The organism is Tamlana sp. I1 (assembly GCF_015355625.1).
Classification (GTDB): Bacteria; Bacteroidota; Bacteroidia; order Flavobacteriales; family Flavobacteriaceae; genus Pseudotamlana.
The window spans coordinates 165,920-184,667 of sequence record NZ_JACLAF010000011.1 but is presented as its reverse complement, the minus strand read 5'-3'; the positions used below and the strand labels follow the sequence as shown (position 1 = coordinate 184,667).

At 35.3% G+C, this 18,748-nt stretch carries 9 protein-coding genes; all 9 read left to right on the top strand.

From position 1 onward, the window contains the following. The first annotated feature begins 399 nt into the window (after window positions 1–399). Window positions 400–4,308, top strand: a complete 3,909-nt coding sequence (locus H6X70_RS11895) for an ATP-binding protein (RefSeq protein ID WP_194767909.1) — start codon at window positions 400–402, stop codon at window positions 4,306–4,308. Between the two features lie 195 nt (window positions 4,309–4,503). Further along, a complete protein-coding gene (locus H6X70_RS11890) occupies window positions 4,504–7,674 on the top strand; it encodes a SusC/RagA family TonB-linked outer membrane protein (RefSeq protein WP_194767908.1) in 3,171 nt (1,056 codons plus the stop codon). 76 nt (window positions 7,675–7,750) lie between these two features. Next, a complete protein-coding gene (locus H6X70_RS11885) occupies window positions 7,751–9,220 on the top strand; it encodes a RagB/SusD family nutrient uptake outer membrane protein (RefSeq protein WP_194767907.1) in 1,470 nt (489 codons plus the stop codon). A 13-nt stretch (window positions 9,221–9,233) separates the two neighbouring features. After that, window positions 9,234–11,612 carry a glycoside hydrolase family 3 N-terminal domain-containing protein gene (locus H6X70_RS11880; protein WP_194767906.1) on the top strand — a complete coding sequence of 793 codons (2,379 nt, stop codon included), beginning with the start codon at window positions 9,234–9,236 and terminating at the stop codon, window positions 11,610–11,612. A gap of 1 nt (window position 11,613) precedes the next feature. Next, window positions 11,614–13,299, top strand: a complete 1,686-nt coding sequence (locus tag H6X70_RS11875; protein WP_228530349.1) for a sulfatase — start codon at window positions 11,614–11,616, stop codon at window positions 13,297–13,299. After that, window positions 13,289–14,860 (top strand): sulfatase, encoded by a 1,572-nt coding sequence (locus tag H6X70_RS11870; RefSeq protein ID WP_194767905.1) that lies wholly within the window; start codon window positions 13,289–13,291, stop codon window positions 14,858–14,860. Before H6X70_RS11875 ends, H6X70_RS11870 begins: the two co-directional genes overlap by 11 nt. Before the next feature lie 48 nt (window positions 14,861–14,908). Further along, a complete protein-coding gene (locus H6X70_RS11865; RefSeq protein WP_194767904.1) occupies window positions 14,909–16,363 on the top strand; it encodes a sulfatase in 1,455 nt (484 codons plus the stop codon). 98 nt (window positions 16,364–16,461) lie between these two features. After that, entirely contained in the window at window positions 16,462–17,886 is a 1,425-nt protein-coding gene (locus H6X70_RS11860) for a sulfatase (protein WP_194767903.1), read from the top strand. A 5-nt stretch (window positions 17,887–17,891) separates the two neighbouring features. Further along, on the top strand, window positions 17,892–18,746 hold the full coding sequence (locus H6X70_RS11855) for an alpha/beta hydrolase (protein WP_194767902.1): 855 nt from the start codon (window positions 17,892–17,894) through the stop codon (window positions 18,744–18,746). Window positions 18,747–18,748 lie beyond the last annotated feature (2 nt).

Here is an 18,748-nt window from a genome sequence, read left to right as displayed (position 1 = left end):
ACACACCAAATATCGTGATTAGAAATAAGAATTTATTTACAGACATTTTAGTTGATATTATACTTTATGTAATATTAGAAATTATAAATAACAAAATGCTTTTATGAAACTAGACTAAAACTCGACATTGATTTAAACCATTGATTTTCAATACACTAAATTTAATTTAGTTAAACACAATATGCAGTTTGAAAACTGTCTGAGTTACAAAAACGGTTTATTCAAAAAACAATCAAAATCATCGTTTAACAAAGTATACATTACCATTTATAAGGTGAGGATTTTAAAATATCGGTAAATTAAATCTGATTTTTTTTATTGATTAGTTTTGCAACTATTATAATATTTGTAATCTATAAAAATAAATTAACTACATTTATTTGCTAATAAAACTACACCTTGAAATTAAAATTAAACATAAAACTGTTTACTTTCTTTCTTTTTTGTCAATTCACTTTTTCGCAAAACAATATTGAATTTCAGAAATTAAAAGGAGAGAATGTATCTACGCAAAGCATTACCTACGCCATGGCGCAGGATACTATTGGAAATTTATGGATTGCAACCGAAGAAGGTGTTTTAAAACACAATTCTAAATTCTATAAAATTTACAATACCTATAATGGCTTACCCGATTTTTACAGTAACCGAACCAAAGAAGTTTTTATAGATTCCAAACAACAGGTTTGGATTGGTTTAGAAAACGGCGTATGTCTATACGATTCTAAATTAGATATTTTTAAACCGGTAGAGAATAATTCGGACATAAACCCTTCATTAGTAACTACTATTAAAGAAGATAGCCATGGAACTATTTGGGTTGGCGGATTTAATGGTTTATGGAAATACGACACAAAATCGAACACCAACGAACTGGTTAGAATTGTTAGCAATCACAACATTCTATCTTTAAGCACTTATCAAGATCATATTATTTTAGGTACTCAAAAAGGTCTCTATATATATGATACCACCCATGATACCCTAGAAAAAAAGAATTTAGATAACGACCTTAATAATATAAGCCTTGTTACACAGTTAGACAACCACTTTATTATTGGCACTAAAACGGGAAAACTGTTTAAAATAGACACTAAGTCTCTTGCCGTTACTAAGATAGATTTAAAAACAAATCTAACACATACCATAACCGATGTAATTAAAAACAAGGATAATAGCTATTATATTTCCACAGATGGTGATGGAATTTATCACGTAACGCATACTTTTTCCATCCTTGATCATTTTATAGAAGACCCAAATAACCCAAACACACTTTCTAGTAATGGGGTTTATGATATTCTGTTCGATAAAGAAAATATTTTGTGGGTTGCCACTTATGGTGGTGGTATAAATTACTTCGACTCCAACAGAGTACCCTATATTAAAATACGCCACCGTTTTAATGACAAAAATAGTATTGTTACAGATTTTACAAGAGCAATTGCCAAAGACAAAAATGGCAATTTATGGTTTGGTACAAAAAAAGGAATTAGCATTTGGTACAGATCTAAAAACACATGGCGCCATATCCCTAGCCTTGCTAACCAAGCAAAAAGACAACAAGACATTGTAATGGCTTTAGAACCCGACAACGATTACATGTGGGTTGGCACGTACAACAATGGCCTTTTTAAGTTAAACATAAATTCTCTTAAAAGCACACATTACAACAAAAAACACCCTGAACTTTTAACTAAAATATACGCTGTCTATAAAGATTCTAAAAATAATATTTGGGCAGGAGGTATTGAAGGCGATTTAGCTGTAATAAAACCAACTGGAGGTATTGAAACTTACCCCATACAACAATTAAAATCTATTAATGAGACGCGTAAAGGCAACATACTTACTACAGGAAGATATGGTGTATATACCATAAACCCCATTACAAAAGAATTCAATTTAATTGAAGCTTTAAAACCTAATATAAACACTTTAGGATACTCTACAATTAATAGTAGTTACGAAACCCAAGATGGTAACCTTATTTTAGCAACAAACGGTCAGGGTCTCGTTTTTTACAATTCTAAAACAAATGCTGTAAAAAAACTTACCCTAGACTCTGGAATGCCTTCAGATATTGTTCAAGGCTTCATAACAACATCAGACTCTACAATTTGGGCAAGTACTACAAAAGGGTTAGCCAATATTAACATTACCCAAAAAGACACCATCATAAATATTTTTGATAGTCGTGATGGTTTAGCAAGCACTGAATTTAATTATGGGAGTTACAGAAAACTAAACGACAGTTTATTTGCTTTTGGAGGTGTAGGTGGCGTTACCCTTTTTAACCCGTATAGCATTAAAAACGACAGTTACACGCCCAAATTAGTATTCGATTCCTTCAAGTTATTTAATAAAACCGTTCAACCTGGAGAGGGCATCCTATCAAAACCTATAAACGATACAGAATCCATTACTTTAAAACATGATGAAAATTCAATCGAAATCAGTTTTACAGGGGTTTTACACAGTTCGGCATCTAAAATTAAATACGCATATATTCTAGAAGGTTTTGATAAAGCATGGACTCCCCCTAGCCCTACACATTATGCTTCGTATACCAATTTAAGTCCTGGTCGTTATGTTTTCAAAATTAAGGCCTTCAACAAATACGCAAATTCTAGTGATACTCGCCAAATTGAAATTAATATTTTATCCCCTTGGTGGGCTACTAGCAGAGCTTTTCTGCTCTATTTTGTGCTTTTAATAGGTGTCATTTTAACCATTATACATTTTACAAGTGTTATTGTTAAAAAGAAAAATGCCGATGAGCAAATCGATTTCTTCAACAATGTGACGCACGAAATTAAAACCCCATTAACCATTTTAATTTCATCCTTAGATAATGTGACGGAAAATGCCGGAACTAACGAAGACTCAAAAAAACGAATTAAAACAACTGTAAAGCGTATCAATTCTCTTTTTGAACAAATGCTGAATTTTCAAAAAGCAACATCAGACTCTGCGCAAAATATAGACATTACCAAGATTCATGTTGAACGCCACTTAAGAAAACGCATTCATAATTTTGAACCTTTAACCAAAGAAAAAAACTTAAAAGTTATACTTAATAATAATTGGAATGAAGGTGAATTTTATTTTGATAAAGATGATTTTGATAAAATTATTTTAAACCTCATTACCAATGCCATAAAGTATTCGTTTGAAAACGGCACTATTACCATAAACCTCTACCAAAACAACATGCGCGAGCTAAAAATAGAGGTGATTGATGAAGGTTTAGGCATACCAAAAGACCAACAAAAATTTATTCTTAAACGCTATTACCGTGCTAGAAACGTTATTAACAGTCAGCGTCCAGGAACAGGACTCGGTTTAATGATGGTTAAAAAACTGCTTGAAAAAACGGGTGGCAGCATCGATTTTACTAGTGAAGAAAATAAAGGTACAACATTCACTGTAGTGCTTAAGAATTTGAAATTTGAATACGATAAAAAAATATTTTCAAACGAAAAACCTGCCGACAATGTTATTGAATTAGATAGTGAAGAACCTTCTGAAATTGAAACCTTTAGCGACAGCAAAATTTTAATTGTTGAAGATAATGACGAACTTCGAGACGTGTTGGTAAAAACGCTGGGGGTTTATTTTCAAATATTTGAAGCCTCCAACGGAAAGCAAGGCCTAGAAATGGCGTCGCAAATTTTTCCAGATATTATTCTTACCGATCTTATTATGCCAGAAATGGATGGAATGCAAATGGCTAAACAGTTAAAAGACGATATTAATTTAAATCACATTCCTGTTTTTATGTTAACGGTGCTGCAAAATTCGGCACAAAAACTAGAAAGTATAGAAAACGGTATATCAGAATACATTGAAAAACCTATAGAAATTAAGTTTTTACTAGCTAAAATGGTAAATACTTTAAAGTGGCAGAAAAAGTTACGTGATAAATTCATTCAGAATAACGATGCCGATAATGCCTCGCTATTTAGAAATAAAAACGACCAAGAGTTTCTAGAAAACCTTGAAGACACTATTATTAAGAATATTGAAAATGAATCGTTCTCGGTGCACGATTTATCGGCAAGTTTTAACATGAGTAGAACATCCTTATATATGAAGCTTAAAAACTTAGTGGATTTATCGCCTCAAGATTTTATTATTCATACCAAATTAAAGCATGCTAAAAAATTGCTTATAGAAAACACGTGCAGCATAAAAGAAGTGGCTTACCGCTCTGGATTCTCCAATCCTAAATATTTTAGCACCTCATTTAAGAAATTTTATGGCCTTACTCCTAGTGGATTTTTAGATTCTTTGAAGGAAAAATAATCTAATAACACGTTTTACTTCTAGTATCACATTCATAAAAACCATCGTGTTTTTTTATATTATTCAATTAACAAACCCTTAAAAACCTAGTATTTTTAAGGGTTTGACAATAATCGAACCTTTTATGATGTATTTCAAACTGCATTTTTAAATCATTAAAGTAGTTTAGCTAAACTAAAATTAAACTAAACTATTATGAAAAAACATTTCTGTTTATTATTACTAATTCTTCCTTTCGGATTGTTTGCTCAAAAAACAATTAAAGGGACCGTGGTAGACAATACTAATTTCCCTCTGCCAGGAGCTTCTATCATAATAAAATCTACTACAACCGGTGTTGTTACAGATTTTGATGGAAATTTTGAAATCACCGTTCAAAAGCTACCTGCTACACTATCGGTAAGCTACTTGGGCTTTGTTTCTAAAGATGTTAAGGTTAACAACCAATTAGAATTAACCATTACACTTGAAACCGACGAACAAAAGTTAGACGAGGTAGTCGTGATTGGTTACGGTCAGGTTATGCGTAAAGATTTAACCGGTTCGGTAGGTACTGTAAAACCTACTACAAACAGTGTTGATCAAACAAATGGTGTAGAAGGTCTTATACAAGGTAATGTAGCTGGTGTTACAGTAAGACAATTGGGCTCTGAGCCTGGTGCACCTTCTAGTATCAAAATTAGAGGTCTTAATAGTTTAACAGGAAACACAGAGCCGCTATATGTTATAGATGGTATTATTGTAGATTCTGCTACCGAAGATACCTTAGATCCGTTATCTGGAGGAAATAGTTATTTATCACCACAAGGTGGTATTACAGGAATAAACCCTAGAGATATTGAAAATATTGAAGTTTTAAAAGATGCTTCAGCTACCTCAATTTATGGTTCAAGAGGAGCTAATGGGGTTATTTTAATTACAACCAAAAAAGGAAAAAGCGGCAAAGCTAAATTTAATTTTAGTGCGGTTTCTTCAATAGGTACTATAACCAATAATATTGATGTGTTAGACACTAATGGTTACGTTGATTATCAAAATGATATAAAAGCAAATGCTGGTTTTGCACCAAGTTATTACACGTATCCAGATGGCAGTATTGCTCAATTTGTTAACAGTGAAGACTACATGATTAATAACGCCGATTCTATTGAAAGATTAGAAGGTGTTGATTGGAGTGATGACACCTACCAAACGGCAATCTCTACCAACTACAGACTTACAGTTTCTGGTGGTGGCGAAAATGGAAACTATTATATTGGTGGTGGTCATTCAAAGTCAGAAGGTATTGTACCACGCTCGTTTGCTAAAAGCACCGACTTTGTTGTTAACTTAAATAACGATTTAACAAGCAAATTAGAATTAGGTACTAAAATCTCTGTTTCATACACTGAAAATTCAGCATCTAAAGGCACCGATAATTTAGGAGGAACCAACAACAACTTGGTTAGACAAATTGTTTCTGGTGCACCTTTCTTAGGTTTTGAAGACAACAATAATGCTGGTGATGATTTTGAAGAAAATTTAGATGGACCAAGAGCTTGGATTTCAGACTATGATGATTTATCAAACGAACTGAGATTACTTGGTGCTCTTAAATTAGATTACAAACTGACTAACGATTTAACTTACCGTTTACGTTTTGGATCAGATTACAGAAGCAAAGAACGTAAAGTTTGGTACGGAACAGGGTTAGACAGAGGTAACAGAGCTAATGGAGAAGCAGGAATGAGTACATTAAATCGTTTTAGATATAATGTAGATAATACGTTAATGTACAAAAAACGCTTCAATAAAAACCATAGAATTAATGGAACTGTAGGAACAGTATTCGATCAAAGCATCATAGAACGTAGAACCAATCAAGCATCCGATTTTCCTAATGAAGATTTAAGAGCTGATGGTATTTCTTATGGGCAAGTTTTTCAACCGATGTTTTTAGACAAACAAAAAGAAACCATTATTTCTTTCTTAGGGCGTTTTAATTATACCTTATTAGACCGTTACTTATTTACTGCAACGTATAGAGCCGATGGAAGTAGCAAGTTTTCTAACGGAAACCGTTGGGGACACTTCCCTTCTTTTGCACTTGCTTGGAAAATAAACGAAGAAGCCTTTTTAAGAAACTCTGAAAGTGTTACCGAAACCAAATTACGTTTAGGTTGGGGTTTAACAGGAAACCAAGGTATTCCTAACTACAGAACTATTGCACCTTATGGCCCTACGCAAAGTCCGTATTCTAGTGCAAACGGTGGCGCATTAACTGCTATTGTACCGACTAATTTAGCTAATCCAGATTTAACTTGGGAAACTACTAGCCAATACAATGCTGGTTTAGATTTAGGCTTATGGGATAGCAGAGTATTAATTACAACTGATGTTTATTATAAAGACATTTCAGATTTACTACTTAATGTTGAAATAGGCCCTTCTACTGGATTCTCAAATTACTATGCCAACCAAGGGAATATTACCAACAAAGGAATCGAGTTCTCTTTGTCTGCAGATATTATCTCTAAAGAAGATTTTACATGGAATGTATATGGGAATTTTGCTGTAAACAGAAATGAAATTACAGCATTAGATTTACCTCCTGCACAATTTGGAACCGAAACCTATTCAGCTTTTTTAGGCCGTCAAATTTCTGGTGGTAATTACTTTAAAACACCTGCAAACATTTTTATTGAAGGTGAAGCTCCAGGTTTATTTTATGGTTATGCTACAGATGGTATTATTTCTAACGATACAGAACTTACAAATGCCGCAGTATTTAACGGTATGGCACCTCAATTAGGCGATGTTAAACTTGTAGACCAAAATAATGATGGTGTTATTGATGATAGCGATTTAACAATTATTGGAGACCCTAACCCAGATTTTAACTACGGTTTTGGTACTAAATTCGATTATAAAGGAGTTTCTTTAAGCTTATTCTTCTACGGAACAGAGGGTAATGAAATTGCTAATGGAAATTTACTACGTGAAGCTTATGCTGATAACAACTCAAACAATGTTAGAACGGAAGCTTATACCAAAGCATGGACCCCTACAAACACTAGTGGTACTTACCCAAGAGTTGGTTACGATTTAGCCGATGATACCGGTTTTACAGATCGTTTAGTTGAAGATGGTAGCTTCATGCGCTTAAGTTATATAACCCTTGGTTACGATATTCCTGTTGATGACATTGGTTTTATTGATAATGCATACCTATCTGTATCTGGAAGAAACCTGTTGTTATTTACTAAATACAGCGGATTTGATCCTGAAGTTAACAGTTTTTCTTATGACCCAGGTCGTGTTGGCCTAGATTGGAATTCATTTCCAAATCAACGATCTTTTGCAATCTCATTAAACCTCACATTTTAGAAAATTAATTATGAAAAAATATATAACACCCTTCGTTTTAGTACTCGTGATATTTGTTCTAAACAGCTGTGAAAAAATGTTAGACGAGGAACCACAAACATTCTTTAGTGAAACTCAAATATTTTCAACTGAAGACGGTTTAGAATCAGCCATTAATGGTTTATATCAAAGTTATGCAGACCCAGGATACCACGGGTCGTCCATTCATGGGTTAGTAGCCCCAATGTCGGGTAAGTTTTGGTCTAACCAAGGTGCCAGTCAAGATGCTACCAGTTTAAACTGTTTACCAAACAATACTTGGTTAACCCGTTTATGGCCTGCCATGTATACTACTGTAAATGTAGCTAATGGTATTATTAAAAATCTTGAAGACTCAAACCTTACTAATAGAGATGTTGCTTTAGGTCAAGCCTATTTTATTCGCGCAGCGACTTATTTTGATTTAGTGCGTTATTTTGGAGGTGTGCCTTTAAAATTAGAGCCAACAACTTCAGAAACATTACATACGCCAAGAAGTACAAAAGAAGATGTTTACGATCAAATTATAGCCGATTTTGAAATGGCTAAATTATTATTGCCAAACCCAGGTGAATACCTTGTAGATCGTCCTGTAAAAACAGCAGCAAACATGTTTCTAGCTAAAGTTTATATGACAATGGCAGGCGAACTTAACGAAGCCTTTTTATGGCAAAAAGCATACGACGAGGCTATTCAAGTTTATGGTGCTTATAGCTTAACGCCTACCTACGCCGAACTTTTTGTACCTGGAAATGAAAATACATCAGAAGCTATATTCGAAATTCAATATGGTGAAAATGGTGCTGTAAGAAATTCTGACATTATTAGATCCTATACTTTAAAAGGATATTATGAGTATGATACTTTTGGTAGAATTCGCCCTAATAAAGAAGTATACGACCAACATATCACTCAATACCCAGGTGATCCAAGGATAGAAGCTACTTTTTTATATGATAGTTTCGAACAATACAACCCGAATAACGGTTCTTATAAAACTAAAAAGATTTACCCGCAACAACTTAATGGTAACGATGGTTATGCGGCCATTAAAAAATATTTAGATCCTGGTTTTAACGGTACTACAACTAGTAGAAATCAAATAAAATTAAGATACGCCGATTTATTACTAATGTTGGCTGAAATAACAAATGAAATAAATGGCCCTACTACTGAAGCTTTAGGATATGTTAATGAAGTTTTAGCACGTGCTAGAAATACAGAATCTGGAACAGCAACAGAGCCGGCAGATTTTCCAAGTACACTTTCTCAAGACGATTTTAGAACCCGTATTATGAGAGAACGTCAATATGAGTTATTAGCCGAAAACCATGAGTTTTTCGATACGAGAAGACGTGGGTTTGACTATTTCTTAGAAGAAGTGATTCACACACATAACAATTCGGTTATGGGGAATAAAGATTTTGTTTACCCAGAAGATGAAAAAAATATGTTGTTACCAATCCCTTCTACTGAATTGTCTGGAAATCAAGCAATAACTCAAGACGACCAAAACCCAGGATATTAATAGCAAATAACATATGAACATTTTTAAAAACATAAGCATTACCGCATTCTCACTACTAACAGTACTAGTGTCGTGCAAAAACCAAGATAATACTAAAGCAAGTTCAACAGATGCTAACCCGCTCTATTTAGACGCGACAGCATCTGTGAACGATCGTGTTTCAGATTTAATGTCACGTATGACGTTGGAAGACAAAGTCTATCAAATGTGTCAGTACGTAGGTTTAGAGCATATGAAGCATGCCGAAAACGAACTGACGCCTGAAGAACTTGAAAAAAATGATGCTTTAGGATTTTATCCAGGGGTTCATAGTGATAGTATTGGGCGTTTAGCTGAAGCTGGTCACGTGGGGTCTTTTCTTCATGTGGTAACACCTGAAGAAGCCAATCACCTGCAACGTTTAGCGCAAAAATCACCATTAAAAATTCCATTATTAATCGGTATCGATGCTATTCATGGAAACGGGTTGGTAAGTGGTTCGACCATTTACCCCTCGCCTATTTCACAAGCTGCAACTTTTGATGATGCTTTAATTAAAGAAGGTAGCCGCCAAACGGCATTAGAAATGCGCGCAAACGGGATGCACTGGTCGTTTACTCCAAACATCGATGTTTTACGCGACCCGCGTTGGGGACGTACTGGCGAAACTTATGGTGAAGACCCTTATTTAGTAGGAAATATGGGAGTTGCCACAATAAACGGTTTACAGTCTGATGATTTTTCGGGAACAGAAAGTGTTATTGCTTGTGCCAAACATTTAATTGCAGGAAGTTCTTCAATTAACGGTTTAAACGCCTCACCAACCGATGTGTCTAAACGTACTTTATTCGAAATATTTTTACCACCATACCGTCGTGCTGTACAAGAGGCTAATGTGTATTCTATCATGGCTGCACATAACGAAGTTGCTGGATTGCCAGGACATATGGATAAGTTCATGATGAACGATTTAATGCGAGACCGTTGGGGATTTGAAGGCTTCTACGTAAGCGATTGGAACGATATTTCTAGAATTGATATTTGGCATCACGTGGCTAAAGATTTTAAACAATCAATAGAATTTTCTATAAATGCGGGTATGGATATGAACATGCACGGCCCTATTTTCGACAAACTTCTTATCGAATTGGTTAACGAAGGTAAAGTTGATGAAGCGCGTGTAGATTATGCATGTCGTAAAATTTTAGAAGCTAAATTTAAATTGGGTCTTTTTGAAAACCCTTTTATAGATGTTGAAAAAGCCAATAGCACAAACTTTGCAAAATCACATCAAGAAAATGCCTTAGAACAAGCTAGAAAAGCCATTGTTTTACAGAAAAATGATAAAAACATTTTACCATTATCAACCAATGGTAAGAATAAAACCATATTTATTACAGGACCAAATGCTAATAATCAAACCACTTTAGGTGACTGGGTATCTCCACAGCCCGAAGAAAATGTTGTTACTATGCTAGAGGGCATCACTACAATTGGTGAAGCTAACGGTTATAACATCGATTATTTTGATGCTGGCGACCGTTCTAAAGAAATTACTGATGCCAACATTATTAAAGCGGCTCAAAAAGCAAAACAGGCCGATTTATCAGTTTTAGTTTTAGGTGAAAATTCATTCCGTCACGATTGGAGTCGTAAAACTACAGGCGAAAATGTAGATCGAGCTACTTTACAGCTTTCTGGAAACCAATTAAAACTGGCTAAAGAAATTATAGCTTTAGGGAAACCTGTAATTGTAGTTTACGTTAGTGGAAGCCCTATTGCAGAACCTTGGTTAGAAAATAACGTTGCTGCGGTTTTAAACACTTGGGAAAGTGGTGCATTTGCAGGACAAGCTACTGCCGAAATTTTATTCGGACAAGTAAATCCTTCAGGGAAGTTACCATTAACCATTCCGCGTAGTGTTGGTCAATTACAAATGGTGTACAACCATAAACCAACCGCTTATATTCATAAATACAACACCGAGAAAAAAGTGCCTTTACACCCTTTTGGATTCGGATTAAGCTATACAACTTTCAAGTTTTCAGAACCTAAATTATCAAAAACTTCCTTTTCTGGAATTGACGATGAAATTACGGCTACTGTTGAAGTTACCAATACAGGAAAAGTTGCTGGAGACGAAGTGGTTCAGCTTTACATCCACGACGAAGTAAGCTCGTACACACGTCCTGTAAAAGAACTAAAAGCATACAAACGTGTATCGCTTAACCCTGGAGAAACAAAAACGGTATCATTAACTATTAATGCGGAAAGTTTAGCCATGTACGACAGTGCATACAACTTTGTTGTTGAGCCTGGAGATTTCATGATTATGACTGGAAACTCTTCATCCGATAAAAGCTTGAAAACAACCATGCTTAATGTGCCACAACTAATTAAATTAAAAAATTAAGATGAAAAGACACACACATAAACTGAAATACTTCATGCTAACCACAGCATCACTAGCTATGGTAGTTATGACAATGGCTTGTGGTCAAACAAAAAAGTCTACAAAAATTGCTGAAGCAGATCACCAAGCGGACACCCAAAAGCCTAATATTATTTATATCATGGCTGATGATTTAACAACCCAGGCGATTAGTGCTTACGGTGGCATTTATAAAGATCTTGCGCCAACGCCAAACATCGATAAAATTGCTAACGAAGGCATGTTATTTCAAGATGTGTTGTGTACAAACGCCATTTGTGGACCAAGTCGTGCCGCGATTCTTACGGGCGATTACAGTAATAAAAATGGCTTTTTCAAAAATGAAAGCGGTGGGAAATTTGATGAAACAAAATGGACTTTCCCTCAAGAGTTTCAAAAAAACGGTTACCAAACATCACTTTTTGGTAAATGGCATTTAGGATCGGAACCAAAAGGATTCGATGAATTTAAATATCATAATTCCGCAGGACAACAAGGTCATTATTGGGATCCTGTGTATAACGAAAATGGTGTTGATGTTAAAGAAAAAGGGTATTCTACTAATTTAAGTACCGAATTTGCTTTAGATTGGTTAGAATCTGGAAGAAAACAAAACGATCCGTTTTTAATGGTATTACAATACAAAGCACCTCACCGTCCTTGGGAACCAGATACTAAATACGAAAAATTATGGGAAGATGTCGAATTTCCTTATCCTGCAACTTTTAACGACGATTATAAAGGTCGTGAGTTAACGGCTGGAGATACCGAAATGACCATGGATTACTTCTCACGTCGTGATATGAAATTTGAAGAACCTGCCAATTTAAAAGGTAAAGAAAAAATTCAATGGGCGTTTTATGGAGCAAAACCAGGAGAAATTGTTCAACCAGATGGCATGAGTGCCGAAGAAGGTAAAAAATGGCGTTACCAAACCTATATTAAAGATTATTTAGCTTGTGTAAAATCTGTAGATGATAACATTGGTCGTATTTTAGAGTATTTAGATAAAAACGGATTAACAGATAACACGATTATTGTTTTAACTTCCGATCAAGGCTTTTACCTTGGCGATCACGGCTTTTTCGACAAACGTTTTATTTACGAAGAATCCTTACGTATGCCATTTATGGTACGTTACCCAAAAGCTGTTAAAGCGGGAACTGTAAACGAAGATATTATTACAAACATCGACTTTGCACCTACCCTTTTAGATATGGCTAATATTAAAACCGACCATAAAATGCAGGGTGAAAGTTTTAAATCTATTTTACACGGAAAAACACCTAAGGATTGGCAAAAAGGAATGTATTACCATTATTATGAGTTTCCTTACTGGCACCATGTGCAACCACACTATGGCATAAGAACTAAAAAATACACCTTAGCGCATTTTTACTATAACATCGATGTTTGGGAACTTTACGATTTAGAAAAAGATCCAGAACAAATGCACAACATCATCAACGATCCGCAATACAACAATGTGATTAAAGATTTAAAGGCACAGTTGAAAGATTTAATGATTAAATACGAAAACAATAAATCGCTTGCTGATTTTAGAGTGATTACTGATGCCGATTTTGGTTCGATTGTAGATCATGAAGATGATGAAACTTCGGTTCAAGATATCTTAACGAATAGAACTGGTAAAAAAAATGAAAAATAATAAGCTTATTTACATCATGTTACTGTGTTTTGCTACAATTTCGTGCAAAACTCAGCAGCCTTCAAAAGTAGTTTCAAAAACGTCTACCGCTAAAAAGAACATTCTTTTTATTGCGGTAGACGATTTAAAACCATTATTATCCAATTATGGTGAATCGCAAATGATTACCCCCAATTTTGATCGCTTGGCAGCAATGGGTATGACTTTCACTAATGCGCATGTACAATATGCCGTTTGTGGCCCTTCACGTGCTAGTGTGATGACAGGCACAAATCCTGATAAAACAAAAGTTTGGGATTTACATACTAACTTTAGAGAATCTGCTCCAGAATTAATTTCAATGCCAGAGTATTTAATTTCTCAAGGTTATGAAACCACAGCAGTAGGGAAAATTTACCATAAAGGTTCTACCTCTGGAGGACACGATGCTAAAAGCTGGACTATGCCACACCAGTTACCAGATAATTTTGATCCTGCTGCTGGCAAAGCTGCCTTTTCCTATTATCAAAACCCTGAAACCAAACAGGAGTTTAAACGTTTAGAAAAAGAAGCTAGAGCGAAAGGCATCACAAAAAACGGGAAAATTAGAAGCTATGTGTTTAAAAGATTAAAACCTTCAACCGAATGCATCGATGTGAGTGATACCGCTTACCAAGATGGGCTGTACACTCAAACTGCTTTAAAACAATTAGGTGACTTAGAAAAATCGGGGAAACCTTGGTTTTTAGGTGTTGGTTATCAAAAACCACATTTACCTTTTGTAGCCCCTAAAAAATACTGGGATTTATACGATAGAGATAAAATTGAATTGGCTAAATTTCAACAATTGGCTGAAGGCACACCAAAGTTCGCCTACCATTCTTATGGAGAGTTAAGAGCTTTTAGTGATATTGATGACAACTACAACATTGGCGATATTATTGACGAAAACAAGCAACGTGAATTAATTCATGGTTACATGGCTTGTACCTCTTATATCGACGCACAATTAGGCTTGCTTTTAGACGAATTGGAGCGTCGCCATATATTAGACAATACCATTATTGTACTTTGGGGCGACCATGGTTGGCATTTAGGCGATCATACCGAATGGTGTAAACATTCAAATTTTGAGCAAGCTACACGTATTCCATTCATGTTTGCAGGACCAGGCGTTGCTAAAAACAAGAAAGAGCATCACCCCGTTAATTTAGTTGATTTATTTCCAACTGTTTTCGAATTATCAAACGTACCACAAAGCACACAAACCGACGGAAAATCTTTAGTGCCTTTGTTAGATGATGATGCTACAACAACCATTGAAATGGATTATGCTTACCACCAATATGCGCGTCAGAAACGTATGGGTTACTCCGTAAGAACAGAACGTTACCGTTATACCGAATGGCATGATAATAACTATAGAAGTTATAAACCTTATAAAGACAATGAAATAGTAGGACGCGAACTTTACGATTATGAAAAAGATCCGTTAGAAACTAAAAATTTAGTAAACGACCCGAGTTATAAGAGCACCGTAACCGCTTTAAAAGCGAAGCTTAAAACACATTTAACTCAATAATTCATAATTTTAAAAACGCATCATAGTCTTAGTTAATACAAATACCATATGAAAAAGTACAGCTTCATTTTTATGTTTTGTGTGTCGTTAATCAGCTTAGCACAAAACAAACCAAATATCTTAATCATCCATACCGACGATTTAGGATATCACGATTTAAGCTTCACAGGTTCTCAATTGTATAACACCCCTAGTATTGATAAACTAGCAAGCGAGTCTGTTGCCTTTACAAATGCATACAGCAGTTATCCGCGTTGCACCCCATCGCGATATGGTATGATGACAGGCACGTATCCGGTTAATGAAAACAAAGGATGGTTAGGGAATATTCCTGAAGATAAAAATTTAATAAAACAATTTGGTAATGCTGGTTATCATTCAATTTACATTGGAAAATGGCATTTAGGTGAAGGCGATAGCACACCGAAAAACTTTGGTTTCGATGAAAGTTATGCCGCTGGACGATCTGGAGGTGTTGGTTCAAGGTTCTACCCTTTTAATACCCAATTAAACGGTAAACCAGCTAAAGAACCTGTTGAAGACCTTGAAGAAGATGGAAAAGAAGGTGATTATGCTTCAGATATGTTAACCAATAGACTGTTAGAATTCATTACTAACAGACCTAAAGACCAACCTTTTTTAGCCGTATTGGCTTTTTATGCAGTACACACGCCTATTGAAGCTAAACCTGAGGATGAAGCCAGAAACAAAGAACAATTAAAGTCCATCGATTTTGGCGATACCCCAGAATATATTAAAGAAGGCGAAGGCCGAAGAAAAATGCGTCAAGACGATGCTGCTTATGCCGGAATGGTTGAAAATGTTGATGAAAATGTAGCCCGTATTTTAAAAACCTTAAAAGCTGCAGGCATCGATAAGAATACCATTATTGTGTTTTCATCAGATCACGGCGGATTATCAAACGACGGGAATAAAAACGAGCGTCATTTAGCAACCACCAACAATCCGTTAAAAGCAGGAAAAGGCCATTTATACGAGGGTGGTATTCGTGTACCTCTTTTCATTAAATGGGATAGTAAACTAAAACCAAGAGTAGAAAACGAATCTATCGTGCTTGGTATGGACGTGTTCCCTACCCTACTCGATTTAGTTACAAACCACACCGTTTCTGGTATTGATGGTAAAAGTTATAAAAAGGTTTTAGAAGGTAAAGACAATTGGAAAGACCGAACTGTATATTGGATTTCACAAAAAGCAAGACCACATAGTACAGGCGATAGTAAAGCGGCTGTAGTACGTTCTGGCGATTTTAAATTGATTCAGTTTTTAGATACCAATAAAGTTGAGCTTTATAATCTTAAAAAAGATATTAGTGAGGCGCACGACCTTTCAGCTTCAAACCCTGAAAAAACAAAAGAACTCTTAGGGCTTTTAAAGTCCTGGAAAAAAGCATACTTAATTCCTGAAAAAACTAAAATTTTAAAACCCAAGGGAAAAGGAAAAAAGAACAACAAAAATAAAAACAAGAAGAATAACAACTAAAACACGATAAAAACCCATTGGCGTATCATCTAAACAAGATTTATACGCCAATTTACTTTAACTCCAATTCGAACCAACTAATCAAAACCTCTCTATTGATGAAAAACTACTCACGCTACTACTTTCTTTTATTTGTATTGATGTTCACTTTTGGTTGTAAATCAAAAGTAGCTAACACCACAAAAAAAAGTGCTTCAACCGAAAAACCAAACATACTCATTATTCATGTCGACGATTTAGGCTATCATGATTTAAGTGTAAACGGATCAAAAATATATCAAACCCCAAATATTGATGCCCTATCAAAACAATCTGTTGTATTTGATAATGCCTATGCCAATTATCCGCGTTGCGTACCCTCTCGTTTTGCGATGATGACTGGCAACTACCCTGTTCAAAATGGCGATGTTCCAGATGATGGGTTTGAAATGAACAACGTAAAAGACAATAAAAACTTCGTAAAAAACATAAAAGCGGCTGGCTATCAAACTGCATATTTTGGAAAATGGCATTTGGGAAGCGAAGAAAGTTTAAAAGACTTTGGTTACGACTTTAGTTTTGCAGCTGGTCACGCCGGATCGCCTATTAGTTTCCTATATCCTTTTAATGAGAAAAAAGGTAAGGGCGCTAATAAAAAATCGCCTATTCCAGATGTTGATGCCGTAAGTAAAGCAGGTGATTATTTAATGGATGTAATGACCGATAATGTTGCGAAATACATTACCAATGCCGATAAGAGCAAACCATTTATGGCCATGTTTTCATTCTACGCCGTACACCAACCTTTAGAAGCTAAAGAAAAAGATATTAAACGTAACAAAGAAGAAATTAAAAATTTCGACTACGGAAATCTGCCGGAATACATTAATGAAGGCACAGGACGAACAAAAATGCGTCAGGACAACCCTACTTATGCTGCTATGGTTGAAACCATGGATGAAAATGTTGGGAAATTATTACAAATTTTAAAAGATTTAAAAATAGACGATAACACCATTGTTATTCTGTCTTCAGATCATGGCGGCTTATCCAACGATGGAACCAATAAAAGACATTTAGCCACCAGTAATTATCCGCTTCGTGCCGGAAAAGGTTGGTTATACGATGGCGGTATTAAAGTACCCTTGATGGTGAAATGGAACGGGAAATTTCAACCAAAAACAGACAAAAAATCCATTGTGATGCTTATGGATGTATTTCCTACGGTTTTAGACATTGCAGCAAATAAAAACTTAGAGACTAACGGTAAAAGTTTTTTACCATTACTTCAAAACAAAGAAACCTGGGACGACAGAATGGTGTTTTGGCATTCATCAAAGGCACGCCCTGTAAATACAGGCGACACCAAATCTTCAGCCATTAGAAAAGGTGATTATAAATTAATTAATTGGTATGAAGAAGGTCGCACCGAATTATACAATATTGCTTTAGATCCTTCTGAAACACAAGATCTTTCAGAAAAAATGCCTGAAACCACAACGCGTTTGTTAACGAAACTTAACGATTGGAAGTCTAAATTCTAAACATTATGAAACCATTCATCTATTTGTTAATAATGAGTCTTTGTTTTAGTGTTAATGCGCAATACAAAATAGCCGACATTACACCAGAAACATTGATTTACAAAGAAATAGATACCGTAAAATTAAAGCTTCATATTTATAAACCTTTAGATTTTAATCCTTCTAAAACCTACAGTTGTATCGTCTTTTTTCATGGCGGTGGATGGAACTCGGGAAGCTATAAAGCCTTTTCGCGTCAATCCAGCTATCTAGCTTCACGTGGTATGATAGCTATTTCTGCTGATTATAGATTGTTCAACACACATAAAACCACGCCTTTTGATGCTGTTGAAGACGCCAAATCGGCAATTCGCTATGTTAGAAAACACGCTGAAACATTACATATTAATCCGAATTTAATTGCAGCAGGCGGCGGATCGGCTGGCGGACATTTAGCCGCAGCTTCCGGAAATATTGACGGTTTAGAAGGTAGCAACGAAGACTTACAAATCAGCTCGAAACCAAATGCTTTAGTACTGTTTAATCCCGTGTACGACAATAGCAAACAAGGTTACGGCTATAGAAAAATGGATGGTAGATATTTAGAGATTTCGCCGTTACATAATATTTCTAAAGGGGCGCCACCCACCATTGTTTTTTTTGGAACTAACGATAAAACAACGCCTGTGGCATCATCAAAAGCCTACGAAGAAAAAATGAAAGCTGTAGGTAGTCGCTGCGATTTACATTTGTATGAAGGCGCAGAACACAGTTTCTTTAATAAAGGTGATTATTTTATTGATACTTTAATTGAAACAGACAAATTCCTTGAATCCTTAGGCTACATCAAAGGCAATCAAACACTTAAAAACACACAGTAATC

Coding starts and splice junctions, on each gene's coding strand:
- H6X70_RS11865 (WP_194767904.1), top strand. CDS start 14,909: ATGAAAAAGTACAGCTTCATTTTTATGTTTTGTGTGTCGTTAATCAGC.
- H6X70_RS11885 (WP_194767907.1), top strand. CDS start 7,751: ATGTTAGACGAGGAACCACAAACATTCTTTAGTGAAACTCAAATATTT.
- H6X70_RS11875 (WP_228530349.1), top strand. CDS start 11,614: ATGAAAAGACACACACATAAACTGAAATACTTCATGCTAACCACAGCA.
- H6X70_RS11860 (WP_194767903.1), top strand. CDS start 16,462: ATGAAAAACTACTCACGCTACTACTTTCTTTTATTTGTATTGATGTTC.
- H6X70_RS11880 (WP_194767906.1), top strand. CDS start 9,234: ATGAACATTTTTAAAAACATAAGCATTACCGCATTCTCACTACTAACA.
- H6X70_RS11855 (WP_194767902.1), top strand. CDS start 17,892: ATGAAACCATTCATCTATTTGTTAATAATGAGTCTTTGTTTTAGTGTT.
- H6X70_RS11870 (WP_194767905.1), top strand. CDS start 13,289: ATGAAAAATAATAAGCTTATTTACATCATGTTACTGTGTTTTGCTACA.
- H6X70_RS11890 (WP_194767908.1), top strand. CDS start 4,504: ATGAAAAAACATTTCTGTTTATTATTACTAATTCTTCCTTTCGGATTG.